Source organism: Caulobacter sp. 73W, from assembly GCF_041021955.1.
Taxonomy (GTDB): Bacteria; Pseudomonadota; Alphaproteobacteria; order Caulobacterales; family Caulobacteraceae; genus Caulobacter.
Map to the genome: position 1 here is coordinate 451,461 of NZ_CP158375.1, position 17,808 is coordinate 469,268.

Sequence of the window (17,808 nt, forward strand, 5' to 3'; positions counted from 1 at the left end):
TTAAAGTTTAGCCACCCGGAAGGCGGCCTCGATGCGGGTGCGGATTTCCCGCCCCGGCAAGGCGCGGTCGCCTTCCATCACCGCGACATAGACGAGGTCGCGCGCCGGACCGGCCTGGGCGACCGGGCCCGTCGCCCACCCCACCGTGCGGGCGTCTTCAAGACGGGTGTCGCAGCTGAGCGACAGCACCTCGCCCTTGGCGGCGCGCTTAAGCATGTCGGCCGCCGTGACGCTGGAGCCGTCGCAGGACGGCAGAGTCCGGCCGCAGGTCAGATGCGTGCCGTAGCGATGGACCACCGCGCCATCGCCGCCCGCTCGGGCGAACAGCACGCAAGTGGAGTCCGACCCCACCGCATTGCCGATCTCCTGGGCCAGAAGCTCGGCGTCTACGCCGGCCGGAGGCTTGGGCGCGCAGGCGGGAATGGCCAGGGTCGCCGTCAGGGCGACGGCGATGGGAAGCAAGCGGGTCATTACAGCCGGTATCCGCCTTCGACGATCTTGGTGTGGACGGCCTTGGTGATCTTCACGAAGCCCTTGGCGCCGGCGCGGAAGTAGATGGGGTCCTTGATCCTGTTCGGATCAAACCCGTCCTGCACCAGGTCGATCTTGCGGTACTTGAAGGTGCCGGTCGTCTCGATCTGCGGCTGCAGGCGCACGAACACCGGACGGGCATACACCGGCAGGTCGCGATCCACCGTCTCCGCCAGGGTCTTGATGTCGAACTCCGGTCCGACCACGAGCGAGGCCATGCCCGCGCGACCGTCCGAACCCGGAACCTCGACCCCGTAGACGTTCACTTCCTGCACGCCGTCGACGGCGGACAGGTGCTCGGCCACCTCGCTGGTCGAGACGTTCTCGCCCTTCCAGCGGAAGGTGTCCCCCACCCGGTCGACGAAGTAGAAATAGCCGTCGCTGTCGGTCCGCATCAGGTCGCCCGTGCGGAACCAGGCATCGCCCTTTTCGAAGACGTCGTGCAGGACCTTCTTCTCGGTGGCGGCCTTGTCGGCATAGCCGGTGAAGGTGGCGCGGGCGTCCTTGGGGTCGATACGGCCGAGGCACTCGCCAACCTGGCCGGGACCACACTCGATGCACAGGCCGGAGGCGCCGCGGATCGGCTCCTCGCTCTCGACGTCGAACTGCACCAGGCGGAAGTTGAACTTCTTCTTCAGATACTTGGGCACGCGGCCCACGGCGCCGACCTTGCCGTCGAAGTTGAACATGCTGACATTGCCCTCGGTCGCGCCGTAGAACTCGAGGATGGCGGGGATGGCGAAGCGCTTCTGCATCTCCTCCCAGACATCGGCGCGAAGGCCGTTGCCGAAGGCAAGCCGCAGCTTGTGCCCACGCTCCAGCGGATGCTCGGGCTGGTTCACCAGATAGCGGCACAGCTCGCCGATATAGACGAACATGGTGCATTGCTCGGCGACGATGTCGTCCCAGAAGTGTGTGGCCGAGAACCTCTTCTTGAGGACCACCGTCCCGCCGTTCAGCAGGCCCGCTCCCACCGCGCAGAGGCCGCCCGTGGCGTGATAGAGCGGCAGGGTCATGTAGATACGGTCGGTCTCGCGCGACCCGGTCGAACCCGCGAAGCCGCGCATGTAAAGCTGGCAGCGCATGTGGGTGATCTTGGCCGCCTTGGGCAGGCCGGTGGTGCCGCTGGTGAAGATCAGCAGCGCCGTGTCCTTGGCCACCAGATCACCGCGCACGTTCTGGCGATCGGGGCGCAGTTGCGAGCAACTCTTCAGTGCGTTGACCAGATCGCGCTGGTCGCCCGACGGCGCAGACAGGGTCCATTGCTGCATCGGGCGATCGAGCTGCGACTTGATCGCGTCCACGTGAGGGGCGGTCTCGCTGTCGACGATGATGTGGCTGGCGCCCGAGATGTTCAGGCAGTGGGTCAGGGCCGGGCCGACCAGGTTGTTGTTGATCAGGGCCGTGACGACGCCGACCTTCGCCAGGCCGTACCAGATGGCCACGTATTCCAGGCGGTTCGGCAGGTAGAGCGCCACCACCCGTCCACGCGTCAGGGACTGGCTCTTGGCCCAGTGCGCATACCGGTTCGCCAGTTGGTCGAACTCGCCATAGGTCAGCGAGCGTCCGTCGAAGCTGATGGCCTGACGATCACGGAACTTGTCGACGGACGCTTCGATGTCGTCGCAGATCAGATTGCTGGAATCCGGCGCGATCGACTTCACACGCCCTAACGTGCGACGCAGCCCCTTGAGGAACCGCAACTCACGCTTGATCCGGGCCTTGAGTCTCAAAGGGCACGCCTCCCAAAACACTTGTTCTCAACCTGTCGCGCACTCGACAACGGGGGGTCAAGACCGGGAAGGCTATCAGGCGCGCGGAACCGCGCCCTGCGACATTAACAACACCCAGCGTGGCGCCAAGGGCTCATCCCCGACGAACGCGGGATCCTGCATAGGGGGCGAGGCCGTTGTCGCGCGGCAGGCGGAAGATCACCTCCCCGCGCCTGAAATCGATCACCACGCTTCGAAACCGGCGAAGGATGTCCACGCCGAGCACGAAGGCCGGCTCCTCGTGCATGTCCCACATGCGGAAGGTGTGCAGGTCCGCGAAGACGATGGGCAGGTTGCTGATGTCCATGCCGCCGACGGTGACCGAACGCAGCACCGCCAATTCGCCTGGAATCTGCTGCCCCGTCGGACTGATCAGCGGCGAAGGCAGGAACATGTCGTTATAGGCGGCCCGCTTCAGACGCGTGGACATCAGGCCCCGCAAGGCCGGATTGCCCACCGTGCCGTCGGCGCCGGAATCCAGGAACGCGGTGACCAAAGCGCCGCCGATGCGGGCGTTCACGAGGGTCAGCGGACCCGAGCGGTGCTGCGCCTGGACGACGATGGCCGAGGTGTCGCCAAAGGCCGGCGTACCGCCGAACTTCATGGTGGCGTTGACGAAGTCCAGGGTCAGGCGTTGAGCGGCCAGTTGGTCCATGCCGATCAGCCCCGCCGCGCCCAGCCATCGCCGCGGCAAGGAGGCCATGCGGATGTCGCGCGCCACCTTCTTGCCGAGCCGAAGTTCCGCCGCCTGAATCGAGCCCGTCGTCTCCGGCCCCACGATGGTGTTCAGCACCACCGGCCCGCGCTCAGGGAGGCCAAGCTGCGCCGCCAGCTCGTTGGAAATGGCCGAGTAGTTGGCCCCGGTGTCGATCATGAAAGGGAAAGGCCCCTGCCCGTTCACGAACACCGGCGCCGTGACGCGGTCTACGGAGTCCTCGTCGGTGCCGATGTCGAACTCCGGCCCGTGAGGCGGCGCTGACGGCGTGACCGCCGTATTGGCCCGCGCGAAACCCGCGACGCCCGACACGGCCAGGCCCCACAGGATGGCGCGGCGGCGACTGATGTCGCGCGGCGCGTCCATGACGTTTCTCCCAATCATCGTTCTCGTCTCTCTTGGACGAATTTGCGACAATCATATCACGGTTCCGCCAAGCACGCTTGTGCTTGAGCGCGGCTCTTCGCCGCCCTAGCTTGCCGGCCTTTCGACCGCTTCGAGAATCCGAGATCCCATGCGTATCGCCACCTGGAACGTGAACTCCGTCAACGCCCGTCTGGAGAACGTCCTGGCCTGGTTCGAGCAGGTGCAGCCGGACGTCGCCGTGCTGCAGGAGATCAAGTGCGTAGACGAGAAATTTCCGACGGAAGCCTTTGAAAGGCTTGGCTATAACGTCGCTGTCCACGGGCAGAAGACCTACAACGGCGTGGCCATGCTTTCGAAGACGCCGCTGGAGGACGTGACCCGTGGCCTGCCGGGCGACGACACGGACGATCACGCCCGCTTCATCGAAGCGGTCACCGGCGGCGCCACCCCGGTTCGAGTTGTTGGCATCTATCTGCCCAACGGCAATCCGATCGGCACCGAGAAGTTCGCCTACAAGCTGGCCTGGATGGATCGCCTGCACCGCCACGCCAAGGCGTTGCTGACGCAGGAAGAGCGGCTGGTCATCCTGGGCGACTACAACGTCATCCCCGAGCCCGAGGACGCCGATAAGCCGGAAGGCTGGCTGGGCGACGCCCTGTTCCAGCCCGAAAGCCGCGGCGCGTTCCGGGCGCTGAAGAATCTCGGCCTTACCGACGCCTACATGCAGGTGGACGGAACGCCCGGCGGCTACACCTTCTGGGACTATCAGGCCGGCGCCTGGCAGCGAAACCACGGCATCCGCATCGACCACGCCCTGCTGTCGCCCCAGGCCGCGGACCGTCTGAAGAGCTGCGTCATCCACCGCGACGTGCGGGGGACCGAGAAGCCGTCGGACCACGTTCCGGTCGTGGTGGAACTCGACCTCTAGGGCCCTCTTCGCGGCGGCCCTGATTCGCCCTTAATCTGTCCGGCATGACGGAGTTCGCCCGCCTTCTCGTGATGTTGGCCGTCGCCGCGACCGCGGTGACGTTCGCCGGCAGTCTGGCGCGCTGGCTGCTGGACGAGGACCGCCGCATCCGCCGCGCCCTGGCCAAGGTGCTGGGCGGCGCGCCGGACGCCTTCATCGTCGCCAAGGGCCGTGGACGCGGGGTGGGCTTTCGCCTGACCACCGGCCTGATCGCCACGACCTGGGACAAGGGCGGCTGGTGCCTGATCTACAAGCTGAACGAACTGGTCGGGGCAGAGCTGCTGGTCGACGGCCAGTCGGTGGGCCGGGTGTTCCGCGACGAGCCCAAGCGGTTCCTGGACCGCACTTACGGCGAGGCGCAGAGCGTCGTCCTGCGGCTGGTGTTCGACGACCCCAAGCACGCCGACTTCGAGCTGGATCTGTGGATTCCTTCGGACGCCGCCCTGCGCAGCGCGCCGACCGCCGCCAAGGCCGCGCAGGAGGCGAACAGCTGGCTGGCGCGGATCGAGGCGATCCTCAAGCGCGCGCCCGGCTCCCGCAATCCGCCGCCGCCCACGCCGATCGCCCGACGCGAAGCCGCGCCGCCGACGCCCGCGCCGCAGCCGGTCTATGACGATTTCGATGATGAGGACGACGTGGCGCTCCATGAGCCCCCGCCGCCTCCGCGCCCTCAGCCTGCGCCCGCGCCCGCGCCCAAGGGCGCCAAGCCGCCGGCTCCCGCCAAGGACGCCCTGCCGCTGTTCGCGGATGTCATCGATGATGATCCGCCGTGGGACGAGGACGACGGCAAGGAGCCGCGGCTCTTCTAGCGGCCGTCAGTCCTCGGCCGCCTGCTCCACCGCCAGCGCCAGGTCGAGCGCTCGCGCGGCCTCCTCGCCGGTCACCGCCGGACGCGGGCTGTCGCCACGCACCGCCGCCAGGAACTCGGCCACGCTGCGGCCCAGCGGATCCTTGCCGGCCGGGGTGTTGTTGAAGTCCTCGATCAGCGCGAACGGCGTGGTGTTGCGGAAGGTCCGCGCCAGGAAGTCGATCTCCACCTCGCCCGAGGGATAGACGATCTTCATGGTCCGCTCGCGCGCCTCGGCGACACGGGAGACGTCGAAGGTGGCGATGAAGCCGTTCTCGAAGGTGGCCTCGGCCTTCACCCAGTCGAACAGGTCGTTGCGGGTCGCCTCGCCCTCCGCCTCGACGGCGACGGGATCGGCCTCGCAGACCGTCAGGGCCAGGTCGATGTCGTGGATCATCAGGTCCAGCACCACCGACACGTCCAGGCTGCGGTCGGACGGCGTGCCGCGACGCACGGCTTCCAGGCGCAGGGGCTGTTCAGGAATGTCCAACAGGCCCATGGCCTGGAACACCACCCGCTCCTGGTGGCCGACGGCCAGCGGCAGGCCGCGGATCAGGGCGGCGGCGATCATCTCGTCCGCGTCCTCGGGCTCCACCGCGACGGGCTTTTCCACATAGACCGGCTTGCCCTGCTCCAGGGCCGCCAGGGCCGGACCGGCGTGATGCACGGCCGGGGTGGCGACGGTCACGACGTCCACGGCGGCGATGAAGGTGGCCAGGTCGTCGGTCGCCTCTGCGCCCAGCGGCTCGGCCAGGGCCTTGGCGCGCGCCAGGTCCACGTCGAACACCAGCGCCAGCTCGACGCCATCGAGTTCGGCGTATTTCTTGGCGTGATAGCCGCCGAACACGCCCGCTCCGGCCACGCCGGCTTTGAGAAATTTGGTCATGGGCGCCTTTTAGCCGATTTCATCGACCCCGCGAACCGCTGGCGGTCCATCCGCGTACGCGGTAAACATTTGTTTGAACGAGAACACGCCTCTGGGAGAGCGCCATGACCACGTCCCGCGAAATCCGCCTGAAGAGCCGCCCGGTGGGCATGCCGGCGAAAGAGCATTTCGAACTGGCCACTGTCGAACTGGCCGCTCCGGCCGAGGGCGAGGTTCAGGTCCGCAATCACTGGATGTCGGTCGATCCCTACATGCGCGGCCGCATGTACGACCGCCCCAGCTATGTGCCGCCCTTCGAACTGGGCAAGGCGCTGCAGGGCGGCGCGGTGGGCGAGGTCATCGCCTCCAACGATCCGTCGCTGCAGGTCGGCGACACCGTCATGTCGATGTTCGGCTGGCGCGAGGCGTTCAACGCCCCCGCGAGCTCGGTGCAGAAGATCGACGCCGGCAAGCTGCCGCTGCAGGCGTTCCTGGGCGTCGCCGGCATGCCGGGCCTGACGGCCTATGCGGGCCTGCTGCGCGTTGCGGCCCTGAAGGACGGCGACGTGGTGTTCGTATCGGCCGCCGCGGGCGCGGTCGGCTCGGTCGTCTGCCAGATCGCCAAGATCAAGGGCCACACGGTCATCGGCTCGGCCGGCGGCCCGGAAAAGGCCGCCTTCCTCAAGGAGATCGGCGTCGACCAGGTCATCGACTACAAGGCCGCACCCGACCTGAAGAAGGCGCTGAAGGAAGCCGCGCCCAAGGGCATCGACGTCTATTTCGACAATGTCGGCGGCGATCACCTGGAGGCCGCCCTCGACGCCGCCCGCCCCTTCGCCCGCTTCGCCGAGTGCGGGATGATCTCGCAGTACAACGAGACCGGCGAACCCAAGGGCCCGTCCAACATCATGCTGGTGGTCGGCAAGAACCTGCGGATGGAGGGGTTCATCGTCTCCAACCACTACGACCTGCAGGGCGCCTTCCTGAAGGATATGGCCGACTGGATCGGGTCGGGAAAACTGAAGTGGAAGGAAACGGTGGAGAACGGCGTCGAGAACGCGCCGGAAGCCTTCGTGAAACTGTTCAAGGGCGAGAACATCGGCAAGATGCTGGTGAAGCTCAGCTAGCGGGCCGATTCACCGACCTCGCGGCCGATCACGCACTTCGTGATAATGCCTGATCGCGCCGCCGGGGTGGAATTTCCGCTGAAATTACGGGCGTTAGCGATTTTTTTGCGCTGCGAAGCCCAAAAATCCCAACCAAACAGGTAGCGATTTCGTGATCGAAGTTTTACTGTAGGCGCGTCGGGGTTCTCGAACCTCTGAAGGCGTCCAGCGGAGCGGAACATCGTGCGTTACATCCGGTGTGTGAAACAGGCTCGGACGTCCTTCTTCCAGACCTCTTCCAGTCAAGCTTAGCGGACCGCAGTCGATCATGGACCAATTGAGCGATCGCGCGGTTTTCGTCGCCCCCCAGTCGGGGAATGACGACGCCTCGAACAAGGACGCCCAGCTGCGCGCCCACGACATGCCGGTGGAGACCCCGCTGGTCATGCCGGTCCGCGACCTGACCGACTGGCAGGGTGAAGCCGCCGCGACGCCGCAGAGCTCGCCGGCCGACATCACCCTGCGCCGCGTCGCCATCTTCGTGCTCACCGCCCTGCTGGCCATGGCCGGCTGGAAGGCGACCTACGACACCGTGGCCCTGGGCGGCATCACCCGCCTGGAAGCCATCTGCCTGACCCTGCTGGCCCCGCTGTTCCTGGCGCTGTCGCTGTGGTTCTGCACGGCCGTCGCCGGCTTCGTGATCCTGCTGCGCAATCCCAAGGATCCGCTCGACATCGACGAGGCCGCGCCGATGCCCAGCCTGCGCGACAAGACCGCGATCCTGATGCCGATCCATAACGAGGACGCGCAGGCGGTCTTCGCGCGCCTCCGCGCGATGGACGAATCCCTGGGCGAGACCGGCGCCAACGACCGCTTCGACTTCTTCATCCTCAGCGACACCCGCGAGGCGTCGATCGCCCTCGCCGAGCAGGCCGCCTTCGCCCATTTCCGCCGCGAGGCCGCCAGCAACGCCTATTACCGCCTGCGCACCCAGAACACGGGCCGCAAGGCCGGCAACGTCGCCGACTGGGTCCGCCGCCACGGCGCCGCCTATGAGCACATGATCGTGCTCGACGCCGACAGCCTGATGACCGGCGAGGCGATGGTGCGCATCGCCGACGCCATGGAGCGCCACCCCTCCATCGGCCTGATCCAAACCATGCCGGTCGTGATCAACAGCCAGACGATCTTCGCGCGCTGCCTGCAGTTCGCCACGCGCCTGTACGGCCGCGTCGCCTGGACCGGCCTGGCCTGGTGGTCGGGTTCGGAAAGTTCCTTCTGGGGCCACAACGCCATCATCCGCGTTCGCGCCTTCGCCGAGACCTGCGGCCTGCCGATCCTGCCGGGGCCCAAGCCCTTCGGCGGTCAGGTGATGAGCCACGACGCCCTGGAATCCGCCCTGCTCCGCCGCGGCGGCTGGGGCGTGCACCTGGCTCCGTATCTGGAAGGCTCCTACGAGGAGTCGCCGCCCAACCTGCTCGACTTCGCCTCGCGCGACCGTCGCTGGTGCCAGGGCAACGTGCAGCACATCCCGCTGATCGGTACGCCGGGCCTGAACTGGCTGAGCCGCCTGCACCTGGTGATCGGCTGCCTGTCCTACATCCTGTCCCCCCTGTGGTTCGCAGCCCTGAGCGTCGGCATCGTCTCGCGCCTGCTGATGCCCGACCTGAAGAAGGCCGTGTTCCAGTGGGCCGACGTGCAGGCCGCGGCCGAGGCGCTGATCAACTGGAAGGAAATCCAGGCGACGGCGTGGGCTATCATCATCACCGGCGTGCTGCTGTTCGGCCCCAAGATCCTGGGCCTGATCCTGGTCCTGCGGTCGAAGGTCGAGCGTCGCGCCTTCGGCGGCGGCAAGGCCATCGTCAAGAGCCTGGGCGTCGAGATGATCCTGTCGGCCCTGGTCGCCCCGATGCTGATGTTCACCCAGACCCGCGCCCTGGTGGAGATCCTGCTGGGCCGCGACAGCGGCTGGGCGCGCCAGCGCCGCGAAGCCGACCGCATCAGCTGGGACGAGGCGACACGCGCCATGGGCTGGATCACCGCCGCCGGCGCCATCCTGGCCTGCGCGTTCTGGTTCACCCCCGACCTGCTGACCGCCACCGCCCCTATCGTGGCGGGCCTGATCCTGGCCGCCCCGCTGGCGGTCCTGGGCGGCCACCGCGGCGTCGGCCTGAAGGTGCGCGACGCCGGCTACTTCATGACGCCGGAAGAGCGTCGTCCGCCGATGATCGCCCGCAAGGCGCTGGGCCTGAAGCCGCTGGCGCCCGAGCCCTTCCGCCAGCCGGCGACCGAGCCGGCCCGCGGCGCGCTGGAGCAGGCGTCCTAAAACAGCTTTCGGAGCGTGGCCCTCATTGGCCCGCAAGGCGTTCGGGGATAGAACCGCGCCTTGCCTCCCGGAGTGTCTGTCGTGTCCCGCCTTTTCAACGCCTATGTGATCGTCGACTGGAGCGCTTCGGCCAAGCCGAAGACGGGCAAGGACTCCATCTGGATCGGCGTGCTGAAGCGCGATGTGCGTTTCCGCCTGACGTTCGAGGCGCATAACCCCTCCACGCGCGCCGAGGCGATGACCGTCCTGGCGGACGTGCTGGCCGACCTGCGCCGCCGCAGCGAGCGGGTCCTGATCGGCTTCGACTTCCCACTTGGCTATCCGGCCGGCACGGCCAGGATGCTCGATCTGAAGCCGGCTGACTGGCGCGGCCAGTGGGCGTTCATGACCAAGAACGTCGTCGACAAGCCGAACAACACCAACAACCGCTTCGCCGTCGCGGCCAAGATGAACCGGCTGATGACCGACGAGGCGCAGCCCTTCTGGGGTTGCCCGGTCAACGACGCCCAGCGCTGGCTGACCACCACCAAGCCGACCGCCCGCCGCGACGACCTGCCGACCGAGCTGCGTCATGCGGACAAGGCGGCCAAGGGCGCGAAAAGCATCTGGCAGATCTTCGGCAACGGCACCGTCGGCAGCCAGGCGATCGTCGGCATTCCGCACGTGGCCGAACTGAAGAAGGTGCTGGGCGACAAGGCCAAGATCTGGCCGTTCGAGACCGGCTGGCGCGCCATCGCCCCCGCCGATCTGGACGGGCTGGAGGCCGTCGTCGCCGAGATCTACCCCGCCCTCGCCGACGTGAAGCCCGAAGGCGACGAGATCATCGACCGCGCACAGGTCCGCGCCGTGTGCGAGCAGTTCGCCCGCCTGGACGAAGCCGGCAAGCTGGGCGCCGCCTTCGGTCCCCAAAGCGCCGTCTCGACCGAAGTGCTGGACGCCGTCGAGCAGGAAGAAGGCTGGATCCTGGGGGTCTAGCCCCGATGCTACCCCGCTGGGGGAGCTGTCGCGGAGCGACTGTGGGGGGCCTCCCCCTCCGGCCCTTTGGTCCACCTCCCCCAGAGGGGGAGGATTTGTCTCCTAGAAGCTGTCGCGCCGCGTCAGCGTCTCGAAGCGCGTGCACAGGAACACCATCGCCGCCAGGCTGGCGGCGATGACGGCCCAGACGATGCCGTTCAGGCCCATGCCCATGGGCACGGCCAGGAACCAGGCCAGGGGCGTCATGATCGCCGCGTAGCTGATGACATGGGTGATGGTCGGCACCAGCACGTCGCCCCGCGCGCGCAGAGCCTGGGCCGCGACCACCTGCACCGCGTCCGCCGTGAAGAACAGGCAGGCCAGGACGATGGCCGGCGCGGTCAGGGCCAGCAGGGCCGCATCCGTGGTGTAGGCGCGGGCGATCGGCGTCGCCAGGGGCCAGATGATCACCGAGATCAGCGTCCCCGCCAGCAGCGCCACCGCGCCGCCCAGGATGCCCGCCCGCTCCACGCCGGCCCGGTCGCGCGCGCCATAGGCCGTGCCGACGAGCACGCCAGTAGCCGTCGCCAGACCCAAGGGAACCATGAAGATCAGGGCCGCGACGTTCAGCACGATAGCCCAGGCGGCGACGGCCATGCCGCCGACCAGACCGGCCACGACGCTCATGGCGGCGAAGGCGCCGGATTCCACGAAGTAGGAAGCGCCCGCCCCATAGCCGACCTTGCGCTGTTCAGCGCCGGCGGCGCGATCACGGGGCGCGCGTTGGAAGACGCCCAGCGCCCTCGCCTCCTTCATGCCGAAGACGCAGATCAGCATGGCGATCATCAGGAAGACGCGCGAACCGAAGGTCGCCCAGGCCGATCCCACGGCGCCCATGGCCGGAATGCCCATCACGCCGGGCACCAGCAGCAGGTTCAGGATCAGGTTCAGTCCGTTGGCGATCCACATGATCGCCAGGCCCGGCCCGGGGCGCGACAGCGCCTCCATGTAATAGGTGGCCGCCACAGAGATCAGGTAGGGCGTCAGCGACAGGGCGAAGACGAGCAGCGCCTTGCTGGCGCCGTCGGCCAGCCCCGCCTCGAGCTTCAGCGAGTGCAGCATCAGCGGCCCGGCCAGGATCAGGCCGATGGTCGAGATGACGCCCACCCAGAAGGCGTAGACGATCCCGCGCCGCAGGATCGCGCCCGTCTCGGCGCGGCGGCCTTCGCCCAGATAGCGGGCGGTCATGATCTGAACCCCGGCCAGCAGGCCGACGCCCGTCGTGACGATAGCCGCCGACGGCGCCCAGCCAAGCGCGTGGAAAGCCAGTTGCTGGGCGGAATGGTGGCCGACGACGATGGCGTCGGTCAGGCCCATCACCATGATTCCGAGGCGCGCGAGGATCACGGGACCGGCGAGCCGCAGCAGGCTCGACAGATCAGCGCGCATCAAGGTGTTGAGCATGGATCGCCCCAGAGACAAGGGCGCGGAAGGTGGCCGAGGCGGGAGGCCTTGGCAACACCTGTAGGGAAGCTGCGGCCGCCCGGTCCGAAGACGCGAGGCGGCCGCCTCCCCTCAGGAGGAAGTCAGTTCGAGGCCGGCTTGGTTGCGGCTTCGGCCTTCGCGACGACGGCGTCCGCGTCGGTGATCTTGCCGTTCTTGTCCTTGTCCTGCTGGGCGAAGGCGCGAGCGCCCGAGGCGTCGTATTCCGCCTTGGTCATCTTGCCGTCCTTGTCCTTGTCCAGAACGCCGAAGCGGACATGCGTCTGACGCACTTCGCGCTGGCGGTCGGACAGTTTGTCCTCGGCCGACTTGGTCGATTTGGCCAAGCGTGCGTCAAGGCGGACTTCGAACTCGGCCAGGTACTCGGCGTCCGACACCCAGCCGTCGCCATTGGCGTCGGTGGCCTTGAAGCGGGCCGTGCGGCCGGCGTCGAACTCAGCCTGGGTGACCTCGCCGTCGTGGTTGGCGTCGTAGTCATGGATGAAGGCGTTGCGCTCGTGCGGGGCGGCGAAGGCCGGAGCGGCGATCACGGTCAGCAGAGCGGCGGATAGAAGCGTGTTGCGAATGGTCATGTCGTTTCCCTGCCTTACTGGGCGGCTTCGAAGCTGAGGGTATGGGTGTAGGAGCGGTACGGCGTCTCGGCGCCCGCCGGGGACGCCGTGCGATGGCGCACGATGGTCATGTAGAGACCGGCGTCCGGCGCGGTCAGGCTGAACGTGCCGTCGGCCGCCGTCTTGGCCTCGCCCGCCACCTTCTTGCCGTCGAACACGCCGGCGGCGCGATACAGGCGGATCAGGGCGCCGGCGAGCGGCTTGCCGTCGAACAGCAGCTGGAACTTGGCGGCCTGGCCGGCGCCGATGTCGCTGGGGTGGGTGACCGGCTTCAGTTCAAGGCCCTGACCCTTGGCCTCCAGGGCGGCCGTCGAAGGCTTGCCCTTGGTGACATAGGCTTCGGCGGTGGTGATGCTGGCCACATCGACCAGCTGAGCGCCGGCGGGGGCGCCCTCGGCCTCTTCGCCGACCATCAGCCATTCGCCCTTGGCGTCCTTGTACATCTTGCCGTTGCGGCCCTGACGCGGGCCGGTCGAGAAGCGGTAGGTGCCTTCGGTCGGGGTCGCGGCTTCCAGCACGGCCAGATCACGCAGATAGGTCGGCGTGCCGATCGGCGACTCGGCGCCCTGCGGGTTCTTGGCGAAGAAGAAGTCCGACTTCAGGACCACCTCGGCGATGAACGGGTCCTCGGTGAACGCTGACTGCAGCGTCACGTGGTTGGCCCTCGCGCCAAGCGTGAAGACGCCCGGCAGCAGATACGGCATGTGCGCTGAAGCCGCGCCTGCCGTAGCCAGAACGACGATGGCCGCGCCCGCCGACAGCGTTGATCTGAAAATTCTCATGGTCGCCCCGAAACTTTTAGGTCCGCCGGCTCCCGCCGGCCCAGCTCCGATAATGCAGATGAGAGTCACTTGCAATTGAATCGTTGCTGAGGCAGTTAAGCGACGCCGTCGGGGCCAAGACGTGCAAACGCAGAAGGCGCGAATGCGTCTCACAAGCATCTCTTGGGGATCATAATGAAGCTTCTCTCGCAGCGGTCGACGACCGCTCTCCTCGCTGGCGCATCGACACTGCTGATGGCCGCCGCCGCCCACGCTCAGGACGATTCGACCGCCAAGCTATCGCTCGGCCGCGTCATCGTCTCGGCCGGCGCCGAGAAAGTCGCCATCGACACGCCGCAGGCCGTCACGTCCCTGAACCAGGACGATATCGACGACAGCCAGGCCTCCACCATCGGCGATATGCTGGAAGCCATTCCGGGCTTCAGCGTCCAGGGCGGCGTCAGCGCGCTAGGCCAGGGCTTCAACATCCGCGGCCTGGGCACCGGCATCGCCGACTCCGACAGCCGGATCCTGATGCAGGTCGACGGCGTCTCGAAGTTCTTCGAGCAGTACCGCATGGGCGCGTTCTTCTCTGAGCCCGAGCTGTACAAGCGCGTCGAGGTCCTGCGCGGCCCCGCCTCCTCCACCCTCTACGGCGCCGGCGCCCTGGCGGGCGTGGTCAACTTCCAGACCAAGGACGCCTCCGACTTCCTGAAGGGCGACGACCAGTTCGGCGTCCGCGTTCGCGGCGGCTACGAGACCAACGCCAACGCGCGCTTCGGCTCGGTGATCTTCGCCGCCAAGCCGATCGAGAACCTCGACGTTCTGGCCATGTACACGACCCGCAAGAGCGACCACTACGAGAACGGCGACGGCGTCGAGATCAATCCGTCGAACGTCGACTCCAGCTCCTACCTGCTGAAGGGCCGCTACTACATCGGCGGCGACAAGGGCCACAACATCTGGGCCAGCTACCAGAACTGGCTCAGCGACAGCACCCAGATCTACGACCAGGCCGAAGCGTTCGGCGCCACGCCGGTCCGCCGCAAGGTCGACGACGACACCGCCGTCATCGGCTACGAGAACGATTTCAACGGCTCAAACCTGTTCAACATCTCGGCGCAGGGCTCCTACGCCATGTCGAAGGTCGAACAGCGCGACACCACCTTCCTGTCGGGCGTGACCTATTCGGAGTTCTCCTACGAGACCCTGCAGGGCCGCCTGGAGAACCAGTCAAAGTTCACCCTGAGCCCGGACTGGAACGCTTTCCTCTTCGTCGGCGCCCAAGCCTACAAGCAGGAACGCCGCAATCCGCGCGTCAGCGCCACCGGCTCCGTCACCCCCGGCGCGGCGACGCACCCGGAAGGCGACATGGAGAAGTACGGCCTGTACGCCCAGGCCGAGTTCGTCTGGTCGGACAAGCTGACCATCATCCCGGGCGTCCGTATCGACTGGACCAAGCTTGAGCCCGGCGCCGGCGTGACCACCCGCACCGTCGTCAAGGACGACGCGGTGTCGCCGAAGATCGCCGCCCTCTATTCGTTCAACGACCACGTCTCGGTGTTCGGCTCGATCGCCCACACCGTGCGCATGCCGGTTCTGGACGAAATCTACAGCCGCACCAACACCGGGGCCTCGAACTTCGCCCTGAACCTGGAGCCGGAAGAGTCCGACAACTACGAAGTCGGCTTCACCCTGGCCTTCGACGGCGTAGCCCTGCCGGGCGACGCGGTGCGTCTGAAGACCACGGCGTTCCGCAACGACGTGTCCAACCTGATCACCCGGGGCACGGCGACCTCGTCGTACTTCATCAACCTGGGTGAGAGCCGCTTCGAAGGCGTCGAGATCGAGGCCGAATACGCCTCGCGCGGCGTGTTCGCCCGCGCCGGTCTGGCCTTCATCGAGGGCGAGGACCGCATCCGCAACGTGCCCCTCAACACCATCCCGGCCGACGAGCTGAACCTGACGGTCGGCTATCACTGGGCCGAGAAGGGCGTCACCGCCGGCTGGCGCGGCGAGTTCGCCTCTGACCAGAGCGAGGTCTCCATCGCCTCGGAACGGACCGCCGGCTACGGCATCCACAACCTGTTCCTGACCTGGAAGCCGCGCTCCGGCTTCCTGGAGGGCATGGATGTCCGCGCCGCCGTCGACAACCTCGGCGACACGCAGTTCCGCCGCCACCTGTCGTCCCTGGACGCGGAAGGCCGGACCTTCAAGCTGACGATCGGCAAGACCTTCTAAGACCCATGAAGTCGGCCTCCCGCATTCGCTGGATCTCGTGGACGGGCGCGGCCGGGGCTCATGGCCTCGTCGCCCTGTCCATGCTGATGGGCCTGCAGCCCACGACCCGGATGATGCAGGAGCCGATGATGATTTCCGCGGAGCTGGCGGAAGTGCGCGGCGGCGAAGTCGTCTCTCGCACCTCGTCGGCTCCGTCCCCTACCCCGACACCGGCCTCGGAGTTGGCTCCCACACCCGTGGAGCCGGAAACCAAGGCCGAACCGTTGAAACCGCCGCCGCCGCCCGAGGTTGTCCCCCTTTCCTCGGCGGTTCGGGACTCATCCCCCCGGACGGAAGCAGCGTCGGCGGCTTCGCAACCCACCCGGCAGGCCGTCGCTGACGCCGCGCCGCCGAGTTCCGGCCCGATCGCGCCGACGCCCGTCGCCGCGCCGGCCCGCCGGGTGGGAAATGCGACCGGCATGGACGTCGATGCGCCGCACGGCGCCGGCAAGGACTACGCCTCGCGCCTGCGCACCTGGCTGGAGTCGCACAAGACCTATCCTCGCAAGGCGCGCATGCGCCGCGAGGAAGGCATCGTCGAAATTCGCTTTGTCGTGGATCGCGCCGGCCATGTCCTGAACGGCGACGTGGTCCGCAGCTCCGGTCATCAGATGCTGGACGCGGAAGTCATCGCCATGCTGGCGAGGGCTGACCCGTTCCCGCCCGCCCCGCGTCATCTGCGAGGCGAGCGGATCGAGATTTCAGCGCCGGTCGAGTTCTTCCTCAACCGGTAGGCGGCGAGACTAGCTCGCCTTGCGCAGGCCGCCGTCACGGGCGGCCTTCAGCTTTTCAGCCATCAGGAACGCCAGCTCCAGCGCCTGCTCGCCGTTCAGCCGGGGGTCGCAGTGCGTGTGGTAGCGGTCGGCCAGGTCGCCTTCAGACAGGGCGCGAGCCCCGCCAAGGCATTCGGTGACGTTCTGGCCGGTCATCTCCAGATGGACGCCGCCGGGGTGGACGCCCTCGGCCTCGGCCACTTCGACGAAGCCGCGAACCTCGGCCAGGATCCGGTCAAAGGGCCGAGTCTTGTAGCCGTTGGCCGCCTTCAGCGTGTTGCCGTGCATGGGGTCGGTCGACCACACCACGGTGCGGCCGGCGCGCTTGGTCGCTTCCATCAGGCGCGGCAGGCGGTCGTGTATCTTGTCGGCGCCGAAGCGGCCGATCAGGGTCAGACGGCCCGGCTCGTCAGCGGGGTTGAGGGCGTCGATCAGGCGCAGCAGGTCGTCCGGCTCCATGGTGGGGCCGCACTTCACGCCGATCGGGTTCTTCACGCCGCGCATGAACTCGATGTGCGCTCCGTCCAGCTGGCGGGTGCGCTCGCCGATCCACAGCATGTGGGCGCTGGTGTCGTACCAGTCGCCCGAGGTGGAATCGACGCGGGTCATGGCTTCCTCGAAGCCCAGCAGCAGGGCTTCGTGGCTGGTGAAGAAGTCCACTTGATGCAGGCCCGGATAGGTCTCCGGCGTCACGCCGATGGCCGCCATGAAGGCCAGGGATTCGCTGATCTTCTCGGACAGCTCGCGGTAACGCGCGCCCTGCGGGCTGCCGTCCACGAAGCCGAGAGTCCAGCGGTGGATGTTGTACAGGTCCGCATAGCCCCCGGTGGCGAAGGCGCGCAGCAGGTTCAGGGTCGAGGACGACTGGGCGTAGGCCTTGAGCAGGCGCTCCGGGTCGGGGATCCGCTCCTCGGGGTTGAAGCCCATGCCGTTGATGTTGTCGCCGCGGTAGGACGGCAGCGTCACCCCGTCGATGGTCTCGATCGGCTCGGAACGCGGCTTGGCGAACTGGCCGGCGATGCGGCCCACCTTCACCACCGGCTTGCCGCCGGCGAAGGTCAGCACCACCGCCATCTGCAGGATCAAACGGAAGGTGTCGCGGATGTTGTCCGCGTGGAATTCCTTGAAGCTCTCGGCGCAGTCGCCGCCCTGCAGTAGGAAGGCGCGGCCCTGGGCCACGTCGCCGAGCAGGCTCTTCAGACGGCGGGCCTCGCCCGCAAACACCAGCGGCGGCATCTGACGAAGCGTGCCTTCGACCCGTTCCACGGCGGCCGCATCCGGATAATCCGTCGGCACGTGTTTGGCGGGTTTGGCTCTCCAGGACTGCGGGGTCCAGCGTTGGGTCGTCATTGCAGCTACTCAGGAACAGAAGAAAGGCGAGGCTTCTACCCTAAACCAAACCGCAAAGCAAAAAACGTGCGCAAAATGTCT

15 protein-coding genes are annotated in these 17,808 nt (G+C 67.4%); 7 read left to right on the forward strand and 8 right to left on the reverse strand.

Annotated features, from left to right (window positions below; genetic code table 11):
* The 3 genes from ABOZ73_RS02135 to ABOZ73_RS02145 all read right to left on the reverse strand — a co-directional run bounded on the left by ABOZ73_RS02135 (window position 1) and on the right by ABOZ73_RS02145 (window position 3,384).
* Entirely contained in the window at window positions 1–471 is a 471-nt protein-coding gene (locus tag ABOZ73_RS02135) for a hypothetical protein (RefSeq protein ID WP_369060327.1), read from the reverse strand.
* Window positions 471–2,264 carry a long-chain-acyl-CoA synthetase gene (locus ABOZ73_RS02140; protein ID WP_369060329.1) on the reverse strand — a complete coding sequence of 598 codons (1,794 nt, stop codon included), beginning with the start codon at window positions 2,262–2,264 and terminating at the stop codon, window positions 471–473. Before ABOZ73_RS02140 ends, ABOZ73_RS02135 begins: the two co-directional genes overlap by 1 nt.
* 133 nt (window positions 2,265–2,397) lie before the next feature.
* Window positions 2,398–3,384: a retroviral-like aspartic protease family protein gene (locus ABOZ73_RS02145; RefSeq protein ID WP_369060331.1), complete on the reverse strand. Its 987-nt coding sequence runs from the start codon at window positions 3,382–3,384 to the stop codon at window positions 2,398–2,400.
* A gap of 148 nt (window positions 3,385–3,532) precedes the next feature.
* Between ABOZ73_RS02145 and xth the strand changes: the two genes are divergently transcribed.
* Both xth and ABOZ73_RS02155 read left to right on the forward strand, forming a co-directional pair.
* Window positions 3,533–4,312, forward strand: coding sequence for an exodeoxyribonuclease III (gene xth, locus ABOZ73_RS02150; protein WP_369060332.1), 780 nt, complete (start codon window positions 3,533–3,535; stop codon window positions 4,310–4,312).
* Between the two features lie 44 nt (window positions 4,313–4,356).
* Window positions 4,357–5,160, forward strand: coding sequence for a hypothetical protein (locus tag ABOZ73_RS02155; protein ID WP_369060334.1), 804 nt, complete (start codon window positions 4,357–4,359; stop codon window positions 5,158–5,160).
* A 6-nt stretch (window positions 5,161–5,166) separates the two neighbouring features.
* Here the strand turns inward: ABOZ73_RS02155 and ABOZ73_RS02160 are convergent, their stop codons facing one another.
* On the reverse strand, window positions 5,167–6,084 hold the full coding sequence (locus ABOZ73_RS02160; protein ID WP_369060335.1) for a Gfo/Idh/MocA family protein: 918 nt from the start codon (window positions 6,082–6,084) through the stop codon (window positions 5,167–5,169).
* Window positions 6,085–6,188: 104 nt separating this feature from the next.
* Here ABOZ73_RS02160 and ABOZ73_RS02165 point away from each other — a divergent pair, with 104 nt between their 5' ends.
* From ABOZ73_RS02165 to ABOZ73_RS02175, 3 genes are all read left to right on the forward strand, one after another.
* Entirely contained in the window at window positions 6,189–7,190 is a 1,002-nt protein-coding gene (locus tag ABOZ73_RS02165; RefSeq protein WP_369060337.1) for an NADP-dependent oxidoreductase, read from the forward strand.
* 307 nt (window positions 7,191–7,497) lie between these two features.
* On the forward strand, window positions 7,498–9,495 hold the full coding sequence (gene mdoH, locus ABOZ73_RS02170) for a glucans biosynthesis glucosyltransferase MdoH (protein ID WP_369060339.1): 1,998 nt from the start codon (window positions 7,498–7,500) through the stop codon (window positions 9,493–9,495).
* An 81-nt stretch (window positions 9,496–9,576) separates the two neighbouring features.
* Entirely contained in the window at window positions 9,577–10,470 is an 894-nt protein-coding gene (locus ABOZ73_RS02175) for a cobalamin biosynthesis protein CbiG (protein WP_369060340.1), read from the forward strand.
* 102 nt (window positions 10,471–10,572) lie between these two features.
* On the opposite strand, the gene ABOZ73_RS02180 is transcribed toward ABOZ73_RS02175, so the two are convergent.
* From ABOZ73_RS02180 to ABOZ73_RS02190, 3 genes are all read right to left on the reverse strand, one after another.
* Complete coding sequence (locus ABOZ73_RS02180) at window positions 10,573–11,913, reverse strand: MATE family efflux transporter (RefSeq protein WP_369060342.1); 1,341 nt, start codon at window positions 11,911–11,913, stop codon at window positions 10,573–10,575.
* Window positions 11,914–12,035: 122 nt separating this feature from the next.
* Complete coding sequence (locus ABOZ73_RS02185) at window positions 12,036–12,524, reverse strand: hypothetical protein (RefSeq protein ID WP_369060343.1); 489 nt, start codon at window positions 12,522–12,524, stop codon at window positions 12,036–12,038.
* Window positions 12,525–12,538: 14 nt separating this feature from the next.
* A complete protein-coding gene (locus ABOZ73_RS02190) occupies window positions 12,539–13,345 on the reverse strand; it encodes a DUF4198 domain-containing protein (protein ID WP_369060345.1) in 807 nt (268 codons plus the stop codon).
* A 174-nt stretch (window positions 13,346–13,519) separates the two neighbouring features.
* Between ABOZ73_RS02190 and ABOZ73_RS02195 the strand changes: the two genes are divergently transcribed.
* Both ABOZ73_RS02195 and ABOZ73_RS02200 read left to right on the forward strand, forming a co-directional pair.
* On the forward strand, window positions 13,520–15,565 hold the full coding sequence (locus ABOZ73_RS02195; RefSeq protein ID WP_369060347.1) for a TonB-dependent receptor: 2,046 nt from the start codon (window positions 13,520–13,522) through the stop codon (window positions 15,563–15,565).
* Between the two features lie 5 nt (window positions 15,566–15,570).
* Complete coding sequence (locus ABOZ73_RS02200; RefSeq protein WP_369060349.1) at window positions 15,571–16,338, forward strand: energy transducer TonB; 768 nt, start codon at window positions 15,571–15,573, stop codon at window positions 16,336–16,338.
* A gap of 9 nt (window positions 16,339–16,347) precedes the next feature.
* On the opposite strand, the gene ABOZ73_RS02205 is transcribed toward ABOZ73_RS02200, so the two are convergent.
* On the reverse strand, window positions 16,348–17,727 hold the full coding sequence (locus tag ABOZ73_RS02205; protein WP_369060351.1) for a class II 3-deoxy-7-phosphoheptulonate synthase: 1,380 nt from the start codon (window positions 17,725–17,727) through the stop codon (window positions 16,348–16,350).
* Between the last annotated feature and the right edge of the window lie 81 nt (window positions 17,728–17,808).